The organism is uncultured Brachyspira sp., from assembly GCF_944390595.1.
Lineage (GTDB): Bacteria > Spirochaetota > Brachyspiria > Brachyspirales > Brachyspiraceae > Brachyspira.
The window spans coordinates 1-26,583 of the sequence record NZ_CALXRN010000189.1; the positions used below are offsets into that span (position 1 = coordinate 1).

30 protein-coding genes are annotated in these 26,583 nt (G+C 26.3%); 10 read left to right on the forward strand and 20 right to left on the reverse strand.

The features are described from left to right. Window positions 1-186: 186 nt before the first annotated feature. The 11 genes from fabG to Q0J90_RS11130 form a co-directional block, all read right to left on the reverse strand. Complete coding sequence (gene fabG / locus Q0J90_RS11080; protein ID WP_297277961.1) at window positions 187-936, reverse strand: 3-oxoacyl-[acyl-carrier-protein] reductase; 750 nt, start codon at window positions 934-936, stop codon at window positions 187-189. A gap of 257 nt (window positions 937-1,193) precedes the next feature. Further along, the gene (gene glmM / locus Q0J90_RS11085) at window positions 1,194-2,594 is read right to left on the reverse strand and encodes a phosphoglucosamine mutase (protein WP_297277962.1); all 1,401 of its coding nucleotides are present in this window, start codon (window positions 2,592-2,594) and stop codon (window positions 1,194-1,196) included. 111 nt (window positions 2,595-2,705) lie between these two features. Beyond that, window positions 2,706-3,122 carry a hypothetical protein gene (locus Q0J90_RS11090; RefSeq protein WP_297277963.1) on the reverse strand — a complete coding sequence of 139 codons (417 nt, stop codon included), beginning with the start codon at window positions 3,120-3,122 and terminating at the stop codon, window positions 2,706-2,708. A 35-nt stretch (window positions 3,123-3,157) separates the two neighbouring features. Next, complete coding sequence (locus Q0J90_RS11095) at window positions 3,158-3,877, reverse strand: cyclic nucleotide-binding domain-containing protein (protein WP_297277964.1); 720 nt, start codon at window positions 3,875-3,877, stop codon at window positions 3,158-3,160. Window positions 3,878-3,895: 18 nt separating this feature from the next. After that, complete coding sequence (locus tag Q0J90_RS11100) at window positions 3,896-4,450, reverse strand: DNA-3-methyladenine glycosylase I (RefSeq protein ID WP_297277965.1); 555 nt, start codon at window positions 4,448-4,450, stop codon at window positions 3,896-3,898. Window positions 4,451-4,489: 39 nt separating this feature from the next. After that, window positions 4,490-4,990, reverse strand: coding sequence for a hypothetical protein (locus Q0J90_RS11105; RefSeq protein WP_297277966.1), 501 nt, complete (start codon window positions 4,988-4,990; stop codon window positions 4,490-4,492). A gap of 1 nt (window position 4,991) precedes the next feature. After that, entirely contained in the window at window positions 4,992-5,873 is an 882-nt protein-coding gene (locus tag Q0J90_RS11110; RefSeq protein WP_297277967.1) for an RNA polymerase subunit sigma, read from the reverse strand. Further along, entirely contained in the window at window positions 5,866-6,321 is a 456-nt protein-coding gene (locus Q0J90_RS11115) for a DUF721 domain-containing protein (protein ID WP_297277968.1), read from the reverse strand. Before Q0J90_RS11115 ends, Q0J90_RS11110 begins: the two co-directional genes overlap by 8 nt. Before the next feature lie 49 nt (window positions 6,322-6,370). Continuing rightward, on the reverse strand, window positions 6,371-7,285 hold the full coding sequence (locus Q0J90_RS11120; RefSeq protein ID WP_297277969.1) for a tetratricopeptide repeat protein: 915 nt from the start codon (window positions 7,283-7,285) through the stop codon (window positions 6,371-6,373). Beyond that, window positions 7,245-8,087: a hypothetical protein gene (locus Q0J90_RS11125; RefSeq protein ID WP_297277970.1), complete on the reverse strand. Its 843-nt coding sequence runs from the start codon at window positions 8,085-8,087 to the stop codon at window positions 7,245-7,247. The genes Q0J90_RS11120 and Q0J90_RS11125 overlap by 41 nt, the downstream gene beginning before the upstream one ends. Window positions 8,088-8,234: 147 nt before the next feature. Beyond that, the gene (locus tag Q0J90_RS11130; RefSeq protein ID WP_297277971.1) at window positions 8,235-9,503 is read right to left on the reverse strand and encodes a serine dehydratase subunit alpha family protein; all 1,269 of its coding nucleotides are present in this window, start codon (window positions 9,501-9,503) and stop codon (window positions 8,235-8,237) included. Window positions 9,504-9,692: 189 nt separating this feature from the next. Between Q0J90_RS11130 and galK the strand changes: the two genes are divergently transcribed. The 4 genes from galK (at window position 9,693) to Q0J90_RS11150 (ending at window position 13,400) form a co-directional block, all read left to right on the forward strand. Further along, window positions 9,693-10,874 (forward strand): galactokinase, encoded by a 1,182-nt coding sequence (gene galK, locus Q0J90_RS11135; RefSeq protein WP_297277972.1) that lies wholly within the window; start codon window positions 9,693-9,695, stop codon window positions 10,872-10,874. 46 nt (window positions 10,875-10,920) lie between these two features. Further along, window positions 10,921-12,025 (forward strand): peptide chain release factor 2 gene (prfB, locus tag Q0J90_RS11140; RefSeq protein ID WP_297277973.1). Its coding sequence is split into 2 segments (ribosomal slippage): window positions 10,921-10,992 and window positions 10,994-12,025, totalling 1,104 coding nucleotides; the frame shifts between segments, so codons are not numbered across the junction. 113 nt (window positions 12,026-12,138) lie between these two features. Beyond that, window positions 12,139-12,717: a hypothetical protein gene (locus tag Q0J90_RS11145; RefSeq protein ID WP_297277974.1), complete on the forward strand. Its 579-nt coding sequence runs from the start codon at window positions 12,139-12,141 to the stop codon at window positions 12,715-12,717. 119 nt (window positions 12,718-12,836) lie between these two features. Further along, the gene (locus tag Q0J90_RS11150; protein ID WP_297277975.1) at window positions 12,837-13,400 is read left to right on the forward strand and encodes a hypothetical protein; all 564 of its coding nucleotides are present in this window, start codon (window positions 12,837-12,839) and stop codon (window positions 13,398-13,400) included. A gap of 90 nt (window positions 13,401-13,490) precedes the next feature. On the opposite strand, the gene pgsA is transcribed toward Q0J90_RS11150, so the two are convergent. From pgsA to Q0J90_RS11170, 4 genes are read right to left on the reverse strand one after another with little or no spacing between them, the layout of a single operon-like run. Continuing rightward, complete coding sequence (gene pgsA, locus Q0J90_RS11155; RefSeq protein ID WP_297277976.1) at window positions 13,491-14,048, reverse strand: CDP-diacylglycerol--glycerol-3-phosphate 3-phosphatidyltransferase; 558 nt, start codon at window positions 14,046-14,048, stop codon at window positions 13,491-13,493. A 37-nt stretch (window positions 14,049-14,085) separates the two neighbouring features. Then, window positions 14,086-15,111 carry a DUF4340 domain-containing protein gene (locus tag Q0J90_RS11160; protein ID WP_297277977.1) on the reverse strand — a complete coding sequence of 342 codons (1,026 nt, stop codon included), beginning with the start codon at window positions 15,109-15,111 and terminating at the stop codon, window positions 14,086-14,088. Between the two features lie 42 nt (window positions 15,112-15,153). Continuing rightward, complete coding sequence (locus tag Q0J90_RS11165) at window positions 15,154-15,876, reverse strand: ABC transporter permease subunit (protein ID WP_297277978.1); 723 nt, start codon at window positions 15,874-15,876, stop codon at window positions 15,154-15,156. Further along, on the reverse strand, window positions 15,877-16,827 hold the full coding sequence (locus tag Q0J90_RS11170; RefSeq protein WP_297277979.1) for an ATP-binding cassette domain-containing protein: 951 nt from the start codon (window positions 16,825-16,827) through the stop codon (window positions 15,877-15,879). A gap of 237 nt (window positions 16,828-17,064) precedes the next feature. Here Q0J90_RS11170 and Q0J90_RS11175 point away from each other — a divergent pair, with 237 nt between their 5' ends. The 6 genes from Q0J90_RS11175 to rarD all read left to right on the forward strand — a co-directional run bounded on the left by Q0J90_RS11175 (window position 17,065) and on the right by rarD (window position 22,805). After that, window positions 17,065-17,691 carry an AAA family ATPase gene (locus Q0J90_RS11175; protein WP_297277980.1) on the forward strand — a complete coding sequence of 209 codons (627 nt, stop codon included), beginning with the start codon at window positions 17,065-17,067 and terminating at the stop codon, window positions 17,689-17,691. 24 nt (window positions 17,692-17,715) lie between these two features. Beyond that, window positions 17,716-18,738 (forward strand): hypothetical protein, encoded by a 1,023-nt coding sequence (locus tag Q0J90_RS11180; RefSeq protein WP_297277981.1) that lies wholly within the window; start codon window positions 17,716-17,718, stop codon window positions 18,736-18,738. An 8-nt stretch (window positions 18,739-18,746) separates the two neighbouring features. Then, on the forward strand, window positions 18,747-20,207 hold the full coding sequence (locus Q0J90_RS11185; protein ID WP_297277982.1) for a VWA domain-containing protein: 1,461 nt from the start codon (window positions 18,747-18,749) through the stop codon (window positions 20,205-20,207). A gap of 104 nt (window positions 20,208-20,311) precedes the next feature. Continuing rightward, on the forward strand, window positions 20,312-21,049 hold the full coding sequence (gene rnc / locus Q0J90_RS11190) for a ribonuclease III (protein ID WP_297277983.1): 738 nt from the start codon (window positions 20,312-20,314) through the stop codon (window positions 21,047-21,049). A gap of 13 nt (window positions 21,050-21,062) precedes the next feature. Further along, entirely contained in the window at window positions 21,063-21,710 is a 648-nt protein-coding gene (gene rpe, locus Q0J90_RS11195) for a ribulose-phosphate 3-epimerase (protein ID WP_297277984.1), read from the forward strand. A gap of 240 nt (window positions 21,711-21,950) precedes the next feature. After that, complete coding sequence (rarD, locus tag Q0J90_RS11200; RefSeq protein ID WP_297277985.1) at window positions 21,951-22,805, forward strand: EamA family transporter RarD; 855 nt, start codon at window positions 21,951-21,953, stop codon at window positions 22,803-22,805. Here the strand turns inward: rarD and Q0J90_RS11205 are convergent. The 5 genes from Q0J90_RS11205 to Q0J90_RS11225 form a co-directional block, all read right to left on the reverse strand. Beyond that, window positions 22,795-23,523, reverse strand: coding sequence for an energy-coupling factor transporter transmembrane component T (locus tag Q0J90_RS11205; protein WP_297277986.1), 729 nt, complete (start codon window positions 23,521-23,523; stop codon window positions 22,795-22,797). The genes rarD and Q0J90_RS11205 overlap by 11 nt on opposite strands. A 13-nt stretch (window positions 23,524-23,536) precedes the next feature. Continuing rightward, a complete protein-coding gene (locus tag Q0J90_RS11210) occupies window positions 23,537-24,370 on the reverse strand; it encodes an ATP-binding cassette domain-containing protein (RefSeq protein ID WP_297277987.1) in 834 nt (277 codons plus the stop codon). Then, on the reverse strand, window positions 24,355-25,185 hold the full coding sequence (locus Q0J90_RS11215) for an energy-coupling factor ABC transporter ATP-binding protein (RefSeq protein WP_297277988.1): 831 nt from the start codon (window positions 25,183-25,185) through the stop codon (window positions 24,355-24,357). The genes Q0J90_RS11210 and Q0J90_RS11215 overlap by 16 nt, the downstream gene beginning before the upstream one ends. Window positions 25,186-25,254: 69 nt before the next feature. Further along, window positions 25,255-25,767, reverse strand: coding sequence for a CD3072 family TudS-related putative desulfidase (locus tag Q0J90_RS11220; protein ID WP_297277989.1), 513 nt, complete (start codon window positions 25,765-25,767; stop codon window positions 25,255-25,257). After that, the gene (locus Q0J90_RS11225) at window positions 25,760-26,377 is read right to left on the reverse strand and encodes a CD3073 family putative ECF transporter S component (RefSeq protein WP_297277990.1); all 618 of its coding nucleotides are present in this window, start codon (window positions 26,375-26,377) and stop codon (window positions 25,760-25,762) included. Before Q0J90_RS11225 ends, Q0J90_RS11220 begins: the two co-directional genes overlap by 8 nt. Window positions 26,378-26,583 lie beyond the last annotated feature (206 nt).

Here is a 26,583-nt window from a genome sequence, read left to right on the forward strand (position 1 = left end):
TGAATCAGCGTTTAAATCATCTACAAAAGAAGCTGTATCAGTAATTTTACTTTTGTCTGAGATGTTTAATTGATTAGCAACAACATCTTTAATTTCATCGATTAATGCCATTTTTAATCTCCTTAAAATCATAATATTTTTTTATTATAAAGTGCTTTTAAGCATCCTTACATACATAATTATTAATTACATTGACATTCCGCCATCAACTGCTATTACTTCTCCAGTGATATAATTACTCATATCTGAAGCGAGAAATAACACTAAATTAGCAACATCTTCAGGAGTTCCTAATTTCTTTAATGGGGTTATACTCATAATTCCTTTAACTGTATCTTCAGGTAAAGCATCTGTCATATCTGTTTGAATAAAACCAGGTGCTATAGCATTTACACGTATATTTCTAGGTGCAAATTCTTTAGCCATAGATTTTGTTATACCTATAAGTCCGGCTTTAGCAGCAGCATAATTAGCTTGTCCTGCATTACCCATTTTACCAATAACGCTGGATATATTAATTATTTTTCCTTTTCTAGCTCTTAGCATATTTTTTGCTGCTTCTCTTGAAGTATAAAAAGCTCCTGACAAATTTGTTGATAATACATCATTCCAAGCATTATCATCCATTTGTATAACAAGCATATCTTTTGTAATTCCTGCATTATTTACAAGAATATCAATAGACCCGAATTTTTCTATAGTTTTAGCAATTACATTTTTACAAGATTCGCTTGATTTAGCATCATGTTCTAAACCTAAAGTTTCTACATTATATGCAGATTTTATTTCTTCTGCAACACTTGATGCTTTATCAGAATTAGTAGCAGTTATTACAACATTAACTCCTTCTTTAGCTAAAGTTTCTGCTATTTTTTTACCTATTCCTCTGCTTGATCCTGTTATTATGGCTGTTTTATTTTTAAGATTTAAATCCATATCTATCCTTTCTGGTATATAAAAGATATATAATATAACAAAAATTTTTTTTATTAGTTAAATATCTATTATATTAAAACAAAATATAATAAATTTGTCAAGTAATTTTTATTAATTTAAAATTTTCGACTTTTTTGGTTTAAAAGTCGAAGTAGTTAGTTTCTACTATAATATTTATGTATTAATAGTTTAATTATTATAAAAAATAAAGCAGAAGATAAAATTACCTTCTGCTTTTATCTTACTATTATTTTATATTATTTGGCAGTTTTTTTATTTGTTTCTTTTTTAGGAGCTGCTTTTTTGGCAGGTTTTTCTCCTTTTATCATATTCATAGCAGATTCAATTAACTCTTTAGCCTCTTTTTTAGTTTTAGCTTCTGCTATAATACGTACAATAGGTTCTGTATTTGATGAGCGTACATGCAGCCATCCGTTTTCCAAATCTATTTTTATACCATCAATGGTTGTTATTTTTGATTTAGGATATTCTGCTTTTACTTGCTTTAAGAATTTATCTTCATCTATTTTTGCAACTTCTATTTTTTCTTTAACTATTTCATATTTTGGTATTTCATTAACAAGTTCTGTTATAGTATTTCCTGTTGCTGCCATTAATTCTAATATCAAAGCTATACCTAAAAGTGAATCTCTTCCGGGAGTTACAGCAGGAACTATTATTCCTCCGTTTCCTTCGCCTCCAAAATATAATTTATTTTTTACAACATGAGAAGAAACATTTATTTCTCCTATTTTTGTTCTGTCAACTGAGTAGCCTTTTTCTTTAGCTAAATCATCTATCATTCTTGATGTAGAGAGATTAACAGCTGCATTTCCTTTTCCTACAAGCCATAAATATTTAGCACATAAAGCCAAAGTATATTCTTCGCTTATAATTGTACCGTCATTAAGAACTATAGCAAGTCTGTCAGCGTCTGGGTCTTGAGTAAAGCCTATATTAACCTTATTTTTTTTCACTAAATCAGATAAACTTTTCATGCTTGCTGCTGAAGGCTCTGCTACATGGGCAAATTTTCCTGTATGTTCTTTATTAATGGATATTTCTTTAACACCTAATGCTTTTAATAAAGGAGGTGTAGCAAATAAACCTGTTCCATTAACATAATCACATGCTACTTTGAAATTAGCTTTTTTTATTTTTTCTACGTCTATCCATCTTAAAATGCGTTTTATATGTTCATCTATGGCATTATCTATTTTTTGATATGTTCCTGTTTCCAATGCTTTAACAAATCTTGATGATTTTTTATCATAAAGTTTCATAAGTTCATTAACAGATTTTTCATCTAAGAATCTTCCTTCCTTTCCTATTAATTTTAAAGCATTCCATTCTATAGGATTATGGCTTGCTGATATCATTATACCGCCATGTATTTTTAACTTTTCAACCATATATAATGCAGTTGGTGTAGGTGTTATTCCTATATCTATTACATTTATTCCTGATGCCATTAATGTTGAAACTACAGCATTTAATATAGATTCTCCTGTTATTCTTGTGTCTCTTGCTACCAAAATTTTTGCTTTCTTTGGGAAGAGACATGCAAATGCAGATGTATAATCTACAATTGCTCTTATGTCTAGTCCGTCCCCGATTATTCCTCTTATACCTGATATGCTTGTTTTTAATGTAGGCATTTAAAACTCCTAAATATATGTTTATTTATTATAATAATCTTAAAATACAATCAAATGTAAAATATGATAAATATATTTTTATTTTAACAGTATTATTATAATTTGCAATTATTAATTTTTATGACTTGTTATTCTATTCATACAGTTTTTATATTCTATAATGAAATTTTTTATATCTAATATATTGATATAATGGTCTTCTGATATTTTTACTGATCTTATTTTATTTAATTCTTTTTCTACTAATTTTAGATCATTAATATTAATTATAGTTTTTATATCATTTACATTATATAATAAATTTATAGAATTTGTATCTTTTGGCAAAGTTTCTGTTTTTAACATATAATATAAAGTTATTATTAATTTTGGTATTATTTCATCTGTGTGCAGTACTATTGTTTTTAATACAGTATTTCTTATTTTCATGCTTACCATTTTTATGTAATAAAGTTTTAAAGATGGTTCATGCTCCATGGCATCTAATAATTCTTCTCTTTCTAATACTTTTATTAAAGAATCCTCCAATATTATAGCACTTGTTGATAATGCTTGATATTTGCCTATAGGTTTATATCCGTCAATAATATTACTTTCTGAATAAATTGCTCTGGTAATTTTTGATGTGAATTTATTATATTATATATTCCAACTTTTCCTGATTGTATAATATATAATTTGTTACTTGCCTCTAGTTCTGTATATATACAATATCCTTTCTTGTAACTAAATGTATTATTTCCCATTGCCGTAGGTTCTGATATAGGAGTTAAACTTGATAATTGATTTTTGATTTCATTTTCGCTTTCTGGAAACAACTCTATACATTTTTTATATAATTTATAAGATGCATCATCAAAACCATTTTTTTTATATACTTCTGCCATTTTTAATACATCATCTTTGGAACTTATGAATATACTGTTGTTATGATTATTTGATAGCGACATATAGTATTTACTGAGCCACATTTCCAATGATGTATCTAAATATCTGTCTATCTTTACCATTAAATCTTTGCTTTCTATATTGACTATATCTTCTATTTTTATTTCCATTACTTCGGTATCTTCTACAGCTTTTACATTATAGAAATATGGCTCATTCAATACAGCATTTACCAAACCTAATATATTGCCTTTATTAAACTCTATATTATAATCAAAAGTACCATAAGAAATAGCCTTTCCTTTTGTAATTACATAGAAAGAATCTTTAGGGTATTGATTTTTTATATATATGATAGATGATTTTTGAAATGATAAAGTATTATATTTTCCCATAATTTAATATCCATTTATTTATATATCATGAAATTTGCAGTTTATTGAATGATCATTTACAATTCCTATTCCTTGCATGTAGCTGTAAATGATTACACTTCCTACAAATTTAAATCCCCTTTTTATTAAGTCTTTACTAATTTTATCAGATAATTCATTTTTTGCTGGTATTTCAGAGTTATCTTTTAGTTTATTATCTATTTGTTTATTATCGGTAAAGCTCCATATATATTTGTCAAAACTTCCAAATTCTTTTTGAACTTCAATAAATTTTTGAGCATTTAATATAAGAGCATTAATCTTTCTTTTATTTCTAATAATGCCTTTATCATTAAGCAGTTCTTCTATTTTTTTATTATCATATTTAGCTATCTTTTTATAATCGAAATTATCGAATGCTTTTCTCATATTTTCTCTCTTATCAAGTATGCATTTCCAACTAAGCCCAGCCTGCATACCTTCTAATATCAGCATTTCAAATAGCTTCCTTTCATCATGGCATATTCTGCACCATTCTTCATTATGGTATTTTATTTCTATTTCTGTTTTAGCCCATTTACATATTTCATCCATAGTTATAATTCTTTCCTTATTTTGTTTAATTCATAATATTCATTCTATATTTATCGAAGCTTCATAATCATCAACTTTAATATTATAATTTCCATTTTTTAAGTTTGAAGAGTAGTTATCTCTTTCTCCAAATATATTGACTATTTTCTCTCCATTATACTCTATTACACACCAATTTTTTATATTGCTTATATTAATATAGTATTCATCATTGCTTTTATATATTTCTATATTTTTATAAACATAAATATCTTTTATATTTTTATCATCAGTTCCTCTTGAAGCTAATGGAGTTAATGCAGTAAAATAAAGCATATAATCAATTATACCGTTTTTAATATTAATAGTTGATTTCATTTTTGATTCTTTGAACATATCAGAATCTTTTACATTTTCCATAAGAAATAAATCATTTTTTAAAGAGCTTACTTCTTTTTGTAAATCTGTATTTGATTCAAGCTCTTTTAAAAAATCATCGGATACTTTGATGCCATTAACATAATTTATAATTTCTTCTTCTGTGTAATTATATTTGCTCATATTATAAATCCAATAAATTATTAAAATGTTCTTTCAAATTAGTTTTTATTTTGTTTATAATTTTTGTAACTGCATTGCTTGTAATATTAAAAAGTTTTGCTATAAAATCATAAGGAACATTTATTTTTATAGAATGCAGTTTTTTTATATAATTTTGTTTTTTGCTCGCTAAATGTACAGTGAAAATTCCCTTTCTATTATTTTCAGATATTTGAGCATTCACTTTAGCTATTCTGTCCTGCTGTTTTATTATTTCATTATATTTATTTATATAAGTTGATCTTGCCTTTTCTATTATGGAATATGCTTCCTCATATCCTATATTAAAATATTTCATAATAGGAGATGCTATTAAATTTATAAATAATTCCAAATTATGCATAAAGAATGCCAAAGAATCTCTGTCATTAAATTCTTTTTCTATATAGTTAAACATTTTTAATGCAATATTTTCTATGTTTATTTCTTCATTATAGTTTTCTGTATATTCGTTTATAGAATATGATTTAGTATCATAAAGTACATCATGAAGTGTTAATGAATCTCTATTGCATAATGGGGCATCTATTGATATTTCTTTTTTATTATATTTATTTTTTCTTTTTTTGTAATCTATAAAATTCAAATAATGACTTCTTAATGTATATGTAAACCATGTTATAAATTTAGCTTCTGTTTCATTGTATTTTAATATTATATTTCCTATCCTTTCAATATAATATGAATAAAACTCTAAAGCATCATTATGATAAATACCGAAAACTTTTCTTGGATAATTGTATATATAATTAGATAAATGATTATTAATTTCTTTTAAAGATTCAATACTTCTAGTTGCTTTATATTCATTCACAGCTTTTTTTATAAACTCATCATCAATCATTATAATCCTCGTATTTAAGTATATTGAAAAATATTTCTTTCATTCTTTCATCTTTTATATTTGATTCTTCTATAACATTATCAATCCATTCTTTATGTTCTTTAGTAATGATTTTATTCTTTTTTATGCTTTCTTCTGGTTTATTATTATAATTATTATTTACTTCTCCTATTCTTGTTTTTAATTCAACTACTTCTATATTAGTTTCTTTTTTTATATTTTTGAATATATTTGTTCTATTCATAAATATTTCATTAGCCCATACATTATCTTTAACAATTATTGTTAATATACCATTTCTGAAGAATGAAGGATAACATATTTTTGAAAGTACTTCTCCTATAATATCATCCCATTTTTGTGATATTTTAATGTAATTAGATAAATTGATATTATGATATAGTTTTCTATTTGAATATTCTTCCAAAGTATTTTTTATTGTATGCATATAATAATCCCTAAGCTATATAATATAATAAATATTTATATTATCAATATTAATTATTAGTAGAATTATCTTTTTGCATATTTGTATTTCCGCTTTCTTGAATATTTGTATATGAAGCATTATTTATAGTGTTTGTATTAATTGTATTAGTCGCATTAGTCAAAGAATTATTGCTGATAATACTGTTTTCGTAATTTTCTAATTCTATAGGCTTAGCTTCTATATCTTCATTATATTCCATTATATTATTTTGATTTGTTGATACTGTTTCTGTTGAATTGGTATTTATTCCAAGTATTGTTCTTGCTCTAATTATAGAATCATGCAATCCTTTGTATTTAGGGTCTAATTTGTATGCTGATTCATATACATCAAGTGCTGAACTGTAATTTTTATCTCTTTCATAAGTTGCTGCTAAATTAACCATATATACTATATTATTTGGACTATAAACTGTTGCTTTCAAAAATGATGATTCTGCCTGTTTATAATCTTCAACATATAAATATAATAGTCCTAAAAAATTATTCATATAAGCATCATTAGGCTTTAAACTTATAGAATGTCTTATAGAGTCTATTGCTTGATTTGTATTTCCTAGTTTATATAATGCATATCCTTTTTGAAAGTATAATTTAGGAGAAAATCTATTTACTATGATTCCGTTTCTCGATACTCTAAGCATATTTGTATAATCTTTTAAATACATATATGCATTTGCTAAATTCTCAAAATATTCTATTTTTAGAATAGGGGAGTTCTCTATTTCATATTCAAATAATTCCGCTGCTTTAGAATAATTTTTTGCTTTATAAAAACGATATGCATTTGCTAAATTATCTTTATTGTATACAAAATCATTATTAGTTTGAGAGTATAATGAAATATTTATTAAAACAAAAAAAATTAAAATTAATGTATTTTTAATTGGCATCTTTTTTGAAGCTTTGCAGTCTAAAGTCATTTATCATTGCACTAGCATAGGCGATAGTTGCATCATACATTTCTTCTTTTTTCTTGCCTTTAAAAAATTTATAAACTCTAGGAGACTGAACATTCAAATAATCAGGAAGTACAATCTCTCCGTCATTAGCTATTTTTAATGCTATTGATTTTATATTATTCATTTTTTCTATAAAAGCATGTAGGAAGAAGCCAGATTCTTTAAGTATAAATTGTTCTGCTCTGCTTGAATTTTCTCCATTATTTAATGCAAAAATATAATCAGCGAATATTTGAGGTACTTTAGTTTCCCCAACAGGTATGATGAATTTTTGAAATTGATTATCATAATCTTTTATTGCAGTTTCAACTACATAATCGCTTGCTGGTCCGCATAGGAAGAATCTAATAACAGAAAAACAATTATACAATTCTTTAAAAGCACCATATAAATGTTCTATCTCTTGATCAGCTTTAGGATGCATATCTTCTAAAGGGTATTTTTCCACAGCACTTTTAAATTTTTCTATCATGTTATCAACTTTATTCATGAAAGAATTTTCTTTAGCTTTTTCTTCTTCCGCTTTTTTTCTTTGGCGTTCTAATTCTCTATCTCTAAGCGTTGTTTTGATATCTTCTAGTATTTTTATTTCAACAATTAAGAAATTTGATATATCCTGTCTGTTTTGCAATGCTTCTCTGTATCTGTCATTGAAACTATTAACATTATATATTTTATTGCCGTATTTCTCAGCACCTTTTTCATAATCACTTCTTATTCTAGCTAAAGTTGCATTAATTTCTTTGTCACTTAAACCAGCCATAAAAAATACTCCTTATAAAAAATACTCTTAACTGTTATCGAAAAATATTGTTAATAAATTATACAATTTTTTTTAAATAAATCTAGTATAAAATATTATAGTTATATTATTGTATTTTTTAAAGAGTTATAATTTTTAGTTTATATATTATTTATCTATCATTATATTTAATATTTCTATATCAGTACCTTTCATACCTTCTTTAGCCATTCTTCCTATGCTGTCTATGGTGGCTTCTATATCATCTTTTACAAGTCCGTCTCCTGATTTGAATACTTTTCCATCTTTTGCTAAATTATAAGCTAGTATTCCGCAATCAACAGCTTCAGAAATTTTTGAGGCACAAGAAGCTTTAGCACCATCGCAAACCATACCGCCTATTGTACATAATGCATTTGTTATAGTATCAGATATTATATTATAGTCAGCATCATGCAAATAAGCAATACCGGAAGCAGCTCCTGTAGCAGCACAAACGACACCGCAGAAAGCAGATAATTTTCCAATATGTTTTTTTTGAAGTATAGCTATTAAATTTGATAAAACTAATGCTCTGTATAATTTCTCTTTAGATACATTCATATATTTAGCATATTCTATTACAGGTATTGATACAGTTATTCCTTGATTTCCGCTGCCTGAATTAGTTACTACCGGCATAGGACATCCTCCCATTCTGGCATCAGAACCAGCAGATGCGTATGCTTTAGCTTTGTTTCTAACATCATCTCCATAATATTTAAGAAGTGTTCTTCCTATAGATGATCCATATTCATTTTTTATTCCTTCTTCGGATATTGCTGTATTCATTTCTATTTGTCTTGATATAATCTCTCTAATATCTTCTATATTAACTTCATTAGCAAAATTTAGTATTTCTTTTATTTTTAATGATTCTCTGTCAGCTAATTCTTTATCACTGCTGGCATTGTCAGATGTGAATATTTCTTTTCCATCTTTAATGATTTTAGTTATATTTGTATGTGCATTTTTTATTTCAATACAGGAAAATGTATTTTTATATTTTGCTTCTATTATAATATGTAAATTTTCAGAACCTTCTATTAAATCACATGTACAAAAACCGTTTTTTACAAGTTCTTTAGTTTTATCAATATCTTCTTGTTTAACAGTGGATAATACTTCAAGATTTCTGCTTGAATCTCCTCCTATTAATCCTAAAACAGCAGCGATATCAATTCCTTTTAATCCATTAGAATTAGGAACAGTTACACCTTTGACATTTTTAATAATATTTCCGCTGCATTTTACTACTATGGAATCAGGTATTTCTCCTATAATATCTCTTATTTTTGCTCCGGCATAGGCTATTGCTATTGGTTCTGTGCAGCCTAATGCTGGTACTAATTCTTCTTTTAAAATATCTATATAATTATTATATAATTTATTATCCATAGAAATAGTCCTCTAATTTAGAAACTGTAAATTATTATATTACTCTTTATTATCAAAATCAATATTTTATATCTAATTTTTTAAAAAAATTACGATTTATTAATATTTAACTGTAATATTTTATTTATGCTATTGATTTTTTTTCATTTTATGGTATTTATAACAGATAAATTTTGAGAGAAGTTAACTATGATACCTAGATTACATTTAAAAATAGTAGCAAGATTTAGAGAAGTTTTTGGTCACAAAGGTGATACAAAGTTATATTTTTCACCAGGCAGAGTAACTATTATAGGCGAGCTTATAGATTATTCTGGAGGCGATACTATAACTGCTGCAGTAGACAGAGGTACTTATATAGTAGCTAGAAAAAGACCGGATAATAAGATTAATATATATGCTCATTCTTTTAAGGCTAAAAAATCATTTACTTTAGATGAATTAGAAAAGAATAAAGAAGATGAATGGGCTGTTTATTTTAAAGGTGTATATTCTGTACTTATAGAAAATGGATATAAAATACATGGTATGGATTTATTTGTGTATACTGACTTGCCATTTAATACATCTTTAGCATCTTCAAGTTCATTATGTGCTTGTTTAACTTATGCAGCTCTAGATATAAATAATATAAAAGATATTGAACCTTTAGATATGGCAAAATTGTCATATGAAGGGGAAAGAAAATATGCATCTCATAGAACATCTTTAAGCGATCATGCGGCAATTTTTATGGGAAAAGATAATACATTGTTCTTTTTTAATATGAGTTCGCTTAAATATGAATATTTTGATTTTAATATGGGCGATTATTGTATGGCTGTTGTTAACAGTAATAAAAAAAGAACTTCCAGCGATAGCGAATATAATGCAAGAAGAAGAGAATGTGAGAATGCTTTAAAAAAATTAAAAGAGAAAAAACCAAATTTAAAATCTTTATGCGATTTAAAGCCTAAGGATGCTGATTTCATTAAAGAGACTTTGCAAAATAAAGAACAAAGACGTGCTTTATATGTTTCTTCAGAGCAGGATAGAGTAAATCAGGCTGTAAAGGCTATTAAGAAAGGTTCTATTAAGGATTTAGCAAATTTAATATCAAAAACGCATGACGGATTAAGTAAATTGTATGAAGTTTCTACTGCAGAGTTAGATATTTTAGTAGAAGAATCTCTTAATATGGATGGTGTTTTAGGTGCTAGAATGATAGGTACAGGTTTCGGCGGCGGAGTTTTAATATTACTTAAAAAAACAGAAGTTGAAAATGTTATAGAAAATTTATATACGCATTACAAAGAAAGAACTAGAAGAGATGCTGATGTTTATATACTTAAGTCATCTAATGGTACTAGGATATTACCTACAGAAGAATAATTTTTGATTAAAAAAATTAATTTTTAATAATAAATTAGGAAAATTTATGACATTATCTGAGATTAAAAATTCAGTAGCAAATATTAAAGAACAATCGGAAGTATTAAGGGGGTATCTTTGACCCCGATTCTATTTATAAAAGAATAAAAGAGATTGATGAAATATCTGCCAAAGATGATTTTTGGAATGATAATATAGCAGCCCAAAAATTAATGAAAGAAAGAATGCTTCTTCTTGATAAAATAGAGCCTGTTGAAAACCTAATAAAAAACTCTAATAATATATATGAGCTTGTTGAAATGGCTATAGAATCCGGCGATACAGAAATGGAGAAAGAGCTGGAAGGCGAATATATAGAGCTTCAAAAAGTTTTTGATGAGTTAGAAACTAAAAATTTATTTTCTGGGGAATTTGACAGCAAAAATGCATATCTTACATTAAATGCAGGAGCCGGCGGTACAGAAAGCTGTGACTGGGCTTCTATGCTTTCAAGGATGTATGTACGTTTTTGTGAGAGGCATGGTTTTACAGTTGAAACTACGGATGAACTTCCTGGTGATGAAGCAGGAATAAAGCAAATCAGTTTTTATGTACAAGGTCTTTATGCTTATGGTTATTTGCGTTCTGAAATAGGTGTACATAGACTAGTGAGAATATCTCCTTTTGATGCTAATGCTAAGAGGCATACTTCATTTGTAGCTGTAAGCGTTATGCCGGATATAGATGAAGATATTGAAGTTGAAATTAACCTTGCAGATTTAAGAATAGATACATACAGAGCTTCCGGAGCAGGCGGTCAGCACGTAAATAAAACATCATCTGCTATAAGAATAACTCATATTCCTACAAATATTGTTGTACAGTGTCAGGCTGAAAGAAGCCAGCATAATAATAAAGATATGGCTATGAAAATGTTAAAGGCTAAACTTTATCAGCTTGAAAAAGAGAAACTGGATAAAGAAAAGCAGAAAATAGCAGGTGAAAAAACGGATATAGCTTGGGGTAATCAGATTAGAAGTTATGTATTTCAGCCTTATCAGATGGTAAAAGACTTAAGAACAGGACATGAAAGCGGAAATATGAATTCTGTTATGGATGGAAATATAGATGAGTTTATATCTGCATATCTAAAACAGCAAATAAAAAAGTAAAAAATGGTTCATTTTGTTTTTTTATGTAAATAAAATTTTATAATATTATGTTACTTATTGACATTTTTAGACATAGATTGTATAGTGTAGATATATAAAAAATGGAGAATATTATGTTTAAAAAGATTACACTTATCTCTGCTATGATATTAATTTTAGCAGTTGCTATTCCTAACAAAGCACAAGCTGCTTATTCTGACGGTGCTGCAATAGGAGCTTCATTATTTTTTGGATATCCTAATCAGGGTTTAGCATTAGTAGGTCAGTTCGATGGTGTTCCTTTGATGTTTGGTGTTCAAGCTGTAGCAGGTTTATTCAATCCTTATTATCAATATTTCGGTGTTGGTTTAACTATGGATTGGTGGGGATTAAAAATACCTTTGGGTCAGGCTGGTGAGTCAGATGTTCACTTCTATTTAGGGCCAGGACTTGCTGCTGATTTTGCTTTTGGTTCCCATGGTATATGGTCAATTAATGCTGGTTTAAGAATGCCTATAGGTTTTTCTTTCTTAATTAAACAAAAATGGGAAATATTCTTAGAGCCTGCTCCTACTCTTAACGTTTTACATGCTGACGGAGACGGAGTTTCAATACTTGGTATATACCTTGGAGACAGAGGAGACAGAGACAGATGGTATTTCGGTCATTTCTTGCACATAGCATTCCAAGTTGGATTTAGATATTGGTTCTAAATTTAATAAGTTTTATTTGAAAAATTATAGCCTCGTTTAATTACGGGGCTTTTATTTGCTTTACTTTTTTACATTATTTTTTATATTTTTAAATAAAATATTTTGGATTTATAATTATTATGACTAAAAAAATAATCATATATGTATTTATGATAATATCCTTTACATCAGTTTTTAATAAATTATACTCTTTTTATCCTAATGGAGAAAGTGCAGGATTTTTTATAAGAGCTGGTTTTCCAACCCAAGTATCTTTGGGGGTGACAGGTAAATTTGATGTTGTTCCATTCATGTTTGGAGGAATACTTAATATAGGTCTGTCATCAACAGGATTTGCATTTTTCGGACTCAGTGCCAGTGCAGATTGGTGGGGATTAAAGCATAGATTAGGAATGCTTGGGGATTCTCATGTTTGGGTATATTTTGGGCTAGGTTTAGAAGGTGTAATGGAATTTGGAAATAATTACTGGAATATAGAAGCAAATGTTAGAGTTCCTTTAGGTTTTTCATTTCTATTTAATAGAGATTGGGAAATATTTTTGCAGATTACTCCTGGCTTGAGTGCTTTGGCTGTTGGTAATGATGGATTTAGAACTTTCGGATGGTATCCAAAGAGCAGCGGATGGACATTCTCCAAGTTTTTTAGATTTTATGGAGATTTTGGATTTAGGTATTGGTTCTAATTTTAGCACTATAATATAAAAATGGGTATTCAAATATTTATGAATACCCATTGTTTTTATGAAGTTTATCACTAGCAATAATAATAATTCTTATTTTTTATTAGCTTTTCCTGTTATTAAAGGCATATAATCAAAAAATGAATATATTGTTATTATTGTCACTATTAATAAACTATAATATGTTATTTGATTATAAGGAAGAACTATATCTGTATGTTTCAATATTTTTATAAGAAATATGATAATTACTGCAGCTGCTCTTGATGCAGTTTTTAATTTACCGCTGAATTTAGCAGCAACAGCAAAACCTCTTAATCCGCCTAAAATCCTTATGAACATTGAAAACATATCTCTATAAAGTGAAATTATATACATCCATATAGGCATAGAACCTTCGTATAAAAATATTGTAAACATTGTTATATGAAATACTGTGTCAGCAAATGGATCAAGCACTTTACCTAAATCGCTTACCAAATTTAATTTTCTAGCCATAGCACCGTCTAAAGCATCTGTTATTTCCAGTACTATAAGAAATATTAATGCTAATACTGCACTTATCATAGAATTATAAAAATATAAAAATATAACAAGCGGAGACAAAACTATTCTGCTAATACTTAGTAAATTAGGTATTTGCTTTTTCATAAATTACTTCCTTTTTTAATAAATATTTTTATTAAAATTATTGCTGCTGTATATTTTCATCCAATCTCATACTGTCTTCTGTTTCATCAGTATAAGGATCATTTTCCATATTAGCTTCTTTTTCATCTTCTTCTGTTTTTATATAATATTCTTTTCCGCGCATAGCAGCATTGTATATAGAATAGTCAGCTTCATATATTATACCGCTTTCTGGTTTTATGTATACTTTGCCATCATTATTATCATAAACTAAAGCATATTCTTTTTTTGTATTATCTTCCATAAATATTGTAATTGTAGCATCAGGAATTTTGAATAATCTTTCTAAATATTTTTTCATATTGTCATCATTAACAAATCCAGTTGCTTTAACCAAAGATAATGCTTCGTAGTCTCTGTATGCTCTATCTAAGCTTATTTCTTCTTCTATTCCTTCAACAACCCAATTAGTTCTATTTTCTTTCTTTATAACATTTGTATAATCTTTTATATTGCTTTCAACTCTTACAACAGAATCTATATATATAGGCTTATCAAATATTATCTTATCTCTTAACATATCAATAGTTTTTTTAAGTGCCTCTATATATATAAGCTCAACACTGAAATATTCATCATTATATTTTACATAGTATCTTTCTTCATCTGCTGTCTTATTTCCTACAAATATTTTATATTCTTTATCTCCTTCCCAAACTGTAAATTCATTGCTTGGATTTTCAAGTCCGAATGATTCAATTTCAGTAAGATTTGTTATAATCATATCAATATTCAAAGTATTAAAGTTTTTAACATTAGCAAAAGCCTCTAATTGGTCTATTTTATAATTATTAGAAGGAGATGTTACTTTCCAAATTTCATCTATCTTTTCTACTATTATTGGCTCTTCTGAATATCTTAATTCATATTTTGTTACATTTGTTTCATTAAGTTCAAAAATCTGAGTTCTTGGTTTATTTGCCTCAGTTTCTATACGTTTTTGTTTTGTGGTGAAAAATGCTATAACACCTATTACAGCTAATACCACAAGAAGAATTATAATTTTTGTAACGTTCTTATTCATTTTTTTATCCTATTTTTTTATTTTGATTTTTTATATCGTAAATTATTTTCTATTTTCCAGCATAATATTAGCCAAATATAAAAATATAACAGTAACAGATAAGAAATAAACAATATCTCTTAAATCTAATACTCCTCTTGCAATGTTGGCAAAATGATAATCTCCGCTAATAACTTCTATAATGTTAACTATAGAAGGAAAAAGCAGAGTTAAATATCTTAAAAACATGTTCAAAGATATCATAATTGCAAGCCCTACAATTAATGCTACTATTTGATTTTTTGTAGTAGATGATGCAAATATTCCTATAGCACATAAAGCCATAATAAGAAATACGCTTCCGATATATCCAGCAATAACAGGTCCTAAGTCTAATCTTCCCAAAAATATTAATGTTATAGGGTAGAGTATAGTAGGTACCAATGCAAAAAGCATAAATATTACAGCAGAACAGAATTTTCCTAATATAATTTCTAATGATGAAACTGACTGGGTGCTTATAAGCTCATAAGAACCGCTTGAAAACTCGCTTGATAATAATCCCATAGTTATAGGCGGTATTATTAGTGATAGAATCAAAGGCAGTATGCCGAAAAAATCCTGCATATCATTCTGCTGAAGTATAAAAAATCTTGAGAAAAAATATACCCCGCTTACTATCAAAAATATTGCTGAAAATATATATGCTATTGGAGAAAAGAATATATGTCTTAATTCTTTTTTTAATATAATATTTGATTTATTTAATGAAAAAATGTTTTCCACTTATTTGTCTCCTTTTGTTAATGTATGGAATACGGCTTCTAAATTTTGTTTTTCTTTTGTCATTTCATATATTATCCAATCAGTATTTTTTATAAATTTATAAATCTTTTCTCTAGGTTCTTCATCATTGGAAAATACAATAATATCTTTTAGATTACCGTTATCTTCAATTTGAACATCATAAACATTTTCTATAGTTTTTAATTTTTCTATTATTTTATTATTATCATCATTAGTTTTTACAGATAATTTTATTCTTGTTGATACTATATTTTCTTTAGTTGTATCATTTAAACTCAAGTGTTTAGGATCAGCATCTGCGATAACATTTCCTTGATTTATAATAATAGCTCTTGAACAAGTAGCTTCAACTTCGCTTAATATATGAGTTGATATAAGAACAGTTTTTTCTTTTCCAAGTTCTTTAATAAGCTCTCTAATTTCTACTATTTGGTTAGGGTCAAGTCCGTTAGTAGGTTCATCTAATATAAGTATTTTAGGATCATGTATAATAGCTCCTGCAATACCTACACGCTGCTTATAACCTTTTGAAAGCTCTCCGATTGACTTTGATATAACATCTTTCAAACTGCATGCTTCTACTACATAATTAAGTCTTTCTGTTAATCTGCTTCTCTCAAGTTCCTGAATTTCTGCCATATAAACAAGGTAATCAAATACGCACATGTCATCATAAAGAGGTGCTGATTCCGGCAAGTATCCTATAACCTTTTTGACCTCTCTTTCATTGTTTAATATGCTTTTACCGTCTATAATAGCATTACCGCTTGTAGGTGAAAGATAGCATGTTAATATTCTTAAAGTAGTAGACTTTCCGGCTCCATTAGGTCCAAGTATTCCTACAATTTCTCCTGCATTTATTTCAAAACTTACACCTTTTAAAGCATGAAAATCACCATAGTATTTATTCAATTTCTCTACTGATATCATTTTATTCCTTTTGATTATGTTGATAAAAAATATAATATAAGTACAAAACATTATAATATATATAAAGTAAAAAAACAATTATAAAATTGTAAAATAAAAGATGTTCGAAATATATTGTATTTATTGTATATACATATAAGTATATATTTAAACTTATATGGCATAATTAATATAGTATATTGCCATTAATGATATTATTATTATAATTATAAATATGACAAATTAAAGGTGCTATATATGGATTTGAACAAAGAAAAAATAAACAGCATTATTAAAAAACTTTCAGAAGGACTGTATGAAAAAGAGGATATCATATCATTTACTTTTTTATGTGCTTTGGCTGGAAAATCAGTATTTTTATATGGTCCTCCTGGAACTGCTAAAAGTTTAATAGTAAGAAGAATAGCTTCAGCTTTTAAAGAGTCTAAATATTTTGGTCAGCTTATGAATAGATTTACTACTCCTGAAGATGTATTCGGTCCTGTAAGTTTGTCTAAATTAAAAGAAGATAAATTTGAAAGACAAACAGAAGGTTATTTACCTAAAGTTGATTTTGTATTTTTAGATGAAATTTGGAAAAGCAGTCCTGCAATATTAAATACATTGTTAACTATAATAAATGAAAAAATATACAGAAATGGAAGTGTTGAAGAAAAAGTACCTTTAAAAATATTGGCAGCTGCAAGTAATGAGACTCCTCCTAAAGGGCAGGGACTTGATGCTATGTATGACAGATTTATAATGCGTTTATTAGTTAATCCTGCAGAAGATATAGATAATTTTAAATCATTGATAGTTGATAAAGATATTGATTTTAATGCTGATTTAGATGAAGAAGATAAAATATCTGCAGATTATTTGTAAAGTTTAAAAAGCAATATAGAAGAAGTGGAAGTTCCTTCTAATATTATCAACATTATAATTTCTATAAAGAATGAAATAGATGAATATAATAACGGCAATAATGAACCTATTTATATTTCTGATAGAAGGTGGAAGAATATTGTTTATATATTAAAAGCTTCTGCATATTTTTCAGATAGAAGAGAAATACTTCCTACAGATTGTTTTTTAATTTCTAATTGTATTTGGACATTGGAAGAAAATATTAAAGCTGTTAATAGCATAGTGAAAAAATCTATAATGCGTTTTTTGAATGATGATATTGATGAATTTAATTATGATAAAATATATGATGAAGCAGAAGAACTTAAAACAAATATAGATAAAGATTCTATAAGTGACAGAGATGAATATGAAAATGAAATTAATATAAATGGTAAAAAGTATTTTGTTATAGATGTATTTTATGAATATAAAAATACGTATGTAAATAATAGTATGAGCAGTGTAAAATTTTATATTGAAATTGATAAAATGAATAATAATACGCAATTTAGTCCTTTAATAAATGTATATGAGAATGATGCTTTTAATAATGCAAGCAGCAGAAGCCCAAGATATAATAACTATTATAATAATTATAGTAATTTGAAGAATGCTGGTGATTATATTGTAGCCGATAATGTATTTTGTTCATTTATAGATTCAAATACTATTAATATAAAAACTAATAGTTATTACAACCGTTTTGTTGATCAAAATGGAGATGTAGTATCATCATTAAATGTATCTATTCCTATTAAGTTTAGAAAAGGAGATATAAAACCTATAGAATACAATAAAAGAAATAGTTATATGTATGTCTGCTCTGATTTACTTAATACATTAAATAATAAAATAGAGTCTTATGAAAGTGACTTGAAATCTATTATTGAAAAATGTGACTGTGTTTTTATAAATGAAAAATATATACAAAAATCTATTTATAATAATGATTATTTATCTAGTTTGAAATCTCTTAAAATTAATATTGAGCATTGTATAGAGAAATTAAATAGTAATTATTAAGGTTTTTCATGAATATTGATGGTATTTTAAAAGAAACTAAATATATATTAAAAGAAAGATTTTCTCAGTATGATATTTTTATGAGCAATAATGATATACAAAAAGAAATTACTAAGAGAATAAATGATTTTAATTATAATTTAGAAAAACATTTAAAAAATGATAATCCATTTAAAGACTTATATTCTGTTTATGAAGAAGCTAAAAATAGTTTTATAGAAAATGAAGCTGATAAGGAAGCACTTTTTAATGATATTGAAAATTATAGATTAATTGCAGGCGATTATAATGCTGACTTCTTCTCTTCAAAAATAAATTCTTTAGAAAAAGATGAATATAATAATGAGATAATAGCTATTAGAAAATCAGTTTTCAATAGTTGGAAAGATGAACTTGATAAGCAATATATGAATTGGGTGTTAAATGAAATAGATAAATACAGAAAAAAATTTTTTCAAGATATGGAAAAATTTTTTGATTATTTGAATAATTTGAAATATATACAGGATATATTTGGAGAAGATACGGGATTATTATTTGATTTGAGTATAGGAAAATTATTAAAAATAGATATTGAATATATAAAAAAACTTTTAAATTTAATAAAAGAAAATTCAGATATAAAAAGATTATGCGATATGCTTGGCAGATTTATGAAAGCAGAGGAAAGCATAAAAATAGAAAAAGTTTTAAGAAAAGAAACATTCAGCACAAAAATAAGAGATATTAATTCAGAAGAAGAAATAGTAGGTATAACATATTCAAGGGATATACATAATATACTTCCTCAGGAGAAGCTGCTTTTAGCTGAAGGAGTGCTAGAAACTTTATTCGGAGTAAAATATTTTGAGAATAGGCTTTTAACTTTTAAGAAGGAAGGATATATTGATTCTTATTATGATGCATATATTGAAGAAGAAATTCAAGTAAAAGAAGAAGATAAAAAAGGTCCTATTATAATATGCGTTGATACTAGCGGTTCTATGAAAGGTGTTCCAGAAACTGTTGCAAAGGCTATTACATTATATTTGGCATCAAGGGCTATGAAGCAAAAAAGAGATTGTTATCTTATAAATTTCAGCACTCAAATAAATACTATGGATTTAACATATCCTAATACTATGGATAATTTAATAGAATTTTTAAGATTAAGTTTTAATGGAGGCACAGATCCTATACCAGCATTAAGACATGCTATAAAAACTATGAATACTGAGAATTATAAAAAATCTGATTTGCTTTTTGTTTCTGATTTTGTATTCAATGAATTTAGAGAAGAAGATTATAAATTAGCTGAAGCACAAAAGAAAAATGAAAATAGGTTTTATTCTCTTATAATAGGAAATACTCCTATGTTTAATGTTGGAAAGAGTTTATTTGATTATAATTGGTGCTATGATTCTTCAATGGGTTCTGTAAAGGAAATTACAGAAAATATGTATTCAAATTCAAATATATTCGGCAGTTAAATAATTAATTAAAATAATAAAAAATATCAAAAAATTATATTTATTTCTTGACTGTATTTTTTTTCATAGTATGATAAATGCTATATTATTAGGCAGCATACAGAATGAATTTAGAAGAAATATTAAATAATTGTCAGAAAGCTATAAAATATGAGTTTAAAAATAAAGCTTATCTCTTGGAGGCCATAACTCATAGAACTTATGCCAATGAATCTAAAAAAAAGATGAAATACAATCAAAGACTTGAATTTTTAGGGGACTCTGTGCTTTCTTTAATAATATCTGATTATTTATTTAAAAAATATGATACAAGTAAAGAGGGTTTATTATCAAAGGTAAAATCATCTTTAGTATCTCAGAAGTCATTATCTGAACTTTCAAAAGAGCTTAAATTAGGTGATTTTTTGCTTTTAGGTCATGGAGAAGAGGCTTCTGGCGGACGCTATAGAGCTAATATGCTTGAGGATTTATTTGAAGCTATTGTAGGAGCTATATATTTGGATTCTGGAATAGAAAATGCTTCTAAATTTGTTATGATGGCTTATAAAGAAAGACTTAAAAAATTAGATATAGAAAACTTTGATAAAGATTATAAAACTATATTCCAAGAACTTATACAGAAAAAACATAAAATAAGTCCTATTTATAAGTCTTTTGAATATGTATCTGATAATGAAAATCATGATGAAATGTTTAAAGCAGAAGTTTATGTTAATAACAATATTTTTTCTATTGGGTTTGGCAGGAGTAAGAAAGAAGCTGAGACCGAGGCTGCCAAAAGTGCATTAGATAAAATAGAGACAGTAAGCAATGCAATAAAAAGAAACAGACAAAATAAATAATATAGGAAAATATATGAATAAAATATTAATAGCACCTTCAATATTAACAGCATCATTTTCTAATTTAGAAAATACAATAAAGGAACTTGAAGACTCAGGAAGCGATTATCTTCATTTGGATATAATGGACGGAGTATTTGTTCCTCAAATTACATTCGGTGCTAAAGTAGTTTCTGATATAAAAAAGATTAGTAAAATACCGCTTGATGCCCATCTTATGATAGTAAATCCTGAGAAGCATATTGATGATTTTGCTAAGGCAGGATGTGATATTATAAGTGTGCATTTTGAAGGTAATATTCATATACATAGATTAATTTATCAAATAAAAGCACATAATATAAAAGCTGGTATTGTACTTAATCCTCATACTAGAGTTGATGTAATAGAGCCTATTATTGATGATATTGATTATTTGCTTATAATGAGCGTTAATCCGGGATTCGGCGGACAGAAATTTATTGAATCATCTTTAAACAAAATAAAAGAGGCAAAAAAATTAATAGGAAGCAGAGATATAATTCTTGCAGTTGACGGCGGAGTTAATTTAAAAACTTGCGATAAAGTATTAGAGGCTGGTGCTAATTTCCTTGTAGCTGGAAGTGCAATAATTGACAGCGATAATAAAAAAGATACTATTAGCAAATTAAGAAGAAATTAATTTTAGCAATATTCAAATATAAAGTAAATATAAATTGTAGTAATTAGATAATAATTCTGATGAAAACAAAATATATAAATAAGATTCTCCAAAAATATTAATAACAACTGCAAAACAAGATGAAAAAACTTTATAATAAAATATAATATTTAATTTTTTTAAATATTTGAAACTAACATATTGAAAATATTTTTATTAGGTTTTATTATTGCAGGCAAAAATTATTCAGGGTTATTCAAAATGTCAGATAATAATAATAAATCTATTTTTCTAGCTGCAACTGCATATATAATGTGGGGGCTTCTTCCAGTGTATTGGAAAGCTGTTCAAAATTTCGATTCAGCATTTGTTTTAGGTATTAGAGTTATAACTACTTTTATATTTACATTGATAATAATTATATACAAGAAATCCAATCTATACAGAGGCATAAAACCTTTGGTTTCAATAATAATAGCAGGTATATTTTTAGGAATCAATTGGTATTTATATATTTATACTGTTAATTCGGGTCATGTTCTTGAGGCCGGACTTGCTTACTATATAGCACCTATTTTAAGTATACTAATAGGAATAATAATTTTTAGAGAGAAAAAAACTGTATTGGAATATGCTGCTATAGTTTTAATGTTTGCCGGAATGATTTATCAAACCATTACATTAGGCAGACCTCCTGTTATGGCATTTTTTATAGGATTAACTTTTTCGATATACGGATTATTCAAAAAAATGACAGTGTATTCGGGATGGGAAAGCTTATTTTTAGAAACTTCTGCTATACTTATACCCTCAATAATTTTAAGTAAAATATATTTTCCTGCAGAACCTCAGCCTGTATCTTCTTGGATTACTTTAATGTTTGCAGGAATTGCTACCGGTATACCATTGTATTTATATGCAAAAGCAGCTAAAGGACTTCAAATTTCTACACTTGGTTTTTTACAGTTTTTTGTCCCTCTTTTTGCAACTTTGCTAGCCATCTTTGTTTATAAAGAGGAAATTAATTTAAATAGAGGTATTACATTAGCAATTATAATACTTGCAGCTGTACTTTATGCTATATCTATATTTAGAAATTCTTTATCTAAAAAATAGTTTTTATAATATTTAATCTTATTAAAATTATTAATATTAAAAAAATTATGGTGAATAAAATATATATTATATCTTTAAATTTCATAAATGATTCATATAATCTCGTCTTTTTATACGGAGCACTGTAACCTCTGACTTCCATTGCAATAGCGGTTCTTACAGATGATTGTATTGCTGAGATAACTATTGGTATGAATAGATTTGTTATGTTTGATAATTTTTCTGGTACAGACATAAGTTTATAATCTAACCCTCTTGCTTTTTGCGCTTTTCTTATTCTGACAGCTTCATCTTTTATGAGAGGTATAAATTTTAATGATAATGCTATTATTGTACTTATGCTTTCTATTGGTACTTTTATATATTTTAAAGGATAAAATATTTTTTCTATTGCGAAACCTATATCCATAATATCCATAGATGATAAAACTACAGCAGCTAATATAATGGTTCCAAATAATCTGCTTACAGTATTTATTATATAATTGATATCCCTTCCTATGATAAAATAGTTTATGAGTATAATTGATAATAATAGCCATATAGAAGCTAAAAATATTTTTATTATGTTTTTTATATTTATTCCTACAAGTATTACATGCAAGACAATAGCTGCTGCACATAATATAGTTTGATTGATATTATTCATAACTATTAATGATATAGCTAAAAATATTGTTGATAAAAAAATAGTTCTTGGATCAAAGTTTTTAGTCATTATTTATACTCTTTTAATAAAATAACTTTTTGATTAATTCATTTGAATTTGATATATTATCAATATTATTAATACCTAATCTTTTTAATTCCTCTATATATTTATGAATTTCAGGTTCTATTAAATTATATTCTTCAAGCACTTTTTGGGAAAATAAAATATCTTTAGGTTTACCTTGAATATATTTTTTATTTTTACTTATAATGAAAACATTATCTCCATATTCTATAATGTCATCTAATATATGTGATGATTGTATGATTGTTATATTAGAATTGTTATTTAATTCTTTTATCGTTTTCATAAATATATTTTTGCTTTCAAAATCAAGACCAGCAGTAGGTTCATCCAAAAATAATATTTTTGGAGATGTGATTATTACAGAGGCCAATGCTATTATTCTTTTTTGCCCTCCGCTGATTTCAAATGGAGATGCTTGTAAAATTTTTTTATCTATATTCAATATTTCTAGCACTTCTTTTAATTTTTTATTAATTTCTTTGTTATCAATTTTGCTTCTCTTTAGATTAAATACTATTTCTTCTGCTATAGTATTATTAAAGAATTGTTTTTCAGTGTATTGAAGCATTATTCCGGATGAGTTTCTAAATTCTTTTAGATTATTTTTTTTATCTATTAATTTGTTATCAAATAATATTTCGCCAGATATTTTTTTTATTAACAAACATATTGTTTCAAGAAGTGTTGATTTTCCGCTTCCTGATACGCCTGCTAAAAAATGAAATTTACCGCTTTCAAATGTGCAATTTAAATTTTCTACTATTATCTTTTTTTCCTTTTTATTAATTATGTATCCGGCAGTTAAATTTTTTAAAGTGATTTCCATAAACTTTCACAAACCTTTTTATAATTGAAAATATCTTTATCGATTAAAATTTTTTTATTTTTATATAATTCATAAGCTAATTGAAAATTAATAGGCATATTTAATTTGTGAAATTGTTCATTTCTTATTAAAATATTAACAAATTCATTTACAGAACCATTAAAAACTATATTTCCATTATCCATAAATACTACTTCATTACAGTATTCTATTTCATTAATATGATGTGTAACTATTATAATAGTAGTACCCATAGAATGTATTTTTTTAAGTACATTCATTACTTTTATTCTATTTTCATTATCAAGCATGGATGTGGGTTCATCTAATACTAATATTTTCGGATTTAATACAAGTGAGGAGGCAATACATAATCTTTGTTTTTCTCCACCGGATAATGAATGTACTTTATCTTTTCTTTTATTTGATAGATCAACTATTTCCAAAACTTCATCTATTTTTTTATCTATATCTTTGCTTGGTATAGAATAATTTTCCATAGCAAATGCTATATCAAGTTCAACAGTATCTGCCACTATTTGATCATCTGGATTTTGAAATACAAGGCTTGATATTTTATATATTTCAGATGCATTCTCATTTACATCCATATCAAATATTTTTATGTTACCGCTATTTGCTTTTTCTATTGCAAACATTAATTTTATGAGAGTCGATTTTCCGCTTCCATTTTTTCCAAGCAATGCTAAATAACTGTTTTCTTTTATGATTAGATTTAAATTGTTTATAAATTTATTTTTATCATTTTCAATATATGAAAAACTTACATTGTTAAATTCAATGGCTTTATTCATTAATCCTTCCATTTTATTTTTGCAGATTTATTTTTGTAATAAAGCTAATATTAAAATATATAATTTGCATTATATATAGTTGTCTACATCGTAAAATGGTATATTTATATTGTTTTCTTCTAAGATAGATTTGAAAATTTTCATAAACATACCATTAGTATTTATCATTTTTACTCTGGATGTTATATCTTCTTTATCTTTATATATTCCAACTTCTCCTTCCCAATTAGCAGAACAAGTAAGATTAACTCCGCAGCTAGGACTTCCGGCTATTCCATATATACCTATTATTTCGTATCCATTATTTAAATATTCTTTAATAATATCCACAAATGAATTAAGTATTTTTTGGCTATGTTTTTTATATCCTATATTATCAAATTGTTCTATAACATGTCCCCATCTTTTTAATCCATAGCATTCAGTTTCAGGACATGGCAGCTGTAATATACCTATATTGTTTTCAAATAAATTTTTAATAAAAGGAAAAAATATATTCATATCTTTGTATTCCCCTTTTACAACAGCATTTTGATTTAATATACAATGTGAAAGTATAGCCAATTTCTTTGATCTATTCATTTTTGGCATCCTCATAATATGATGAGTTGATTGTTTTTTGTTCTATTAATTTTTTATTAGATGTTATTTTCATTAATAGAGAATTTGGTATTCTTAAAATTATGATATATGCTATTATACATGATAATGGCTTATCTATTATATTAGATATTATTCTAGGTATAAATGCAGACGTAAATATTTTTTGTCCGCTTTGAATTAAAAAACCTGTCATAATATCCATTGTTCCTCCGGCTAATCCTCCATATAATATTACAGTTATTGGAGTACCTACTAGAGGTGCAGCAACAGCAAGTATTAAACCTGTTATTATAGCTGTATGAATTTTAAATCCAAATTTAATAGATATAAATCCTGTTATTATACCTATCATCATATTTACAATAGCGTATGGAAGCTCTGCCGGATTATTTATCATAGAAGTTATTAAATTTGTAACAAATCCTGTTATAGCTCCATATAAAGGACCTAATACAGCTCCGCTTAATACTGTACCCATTACATCTAAAAATACGAATGGTATTTTTAGATGGGAGGCTATGAATGATAATACTATATTTAGTGCTACACCTATAGCACAAAAAGTTAATGAATATGATTTTGTTTTCATTTTTAAATCCTTATGAAATGGTTGTAATGCTAAAGTATTCTTAGTAAAAATAAGAATTATATTTTTTGGTTAGATAGACCAACTGTCTATTATGATATTAAAATACCTGAGGAAAATGGTATTGTTTAATGAAATACATCTTATATAGTGATGATTTAAAAAATTCCATAAATAATACCTTTGTGAAATTATATTTTAAAATTCAT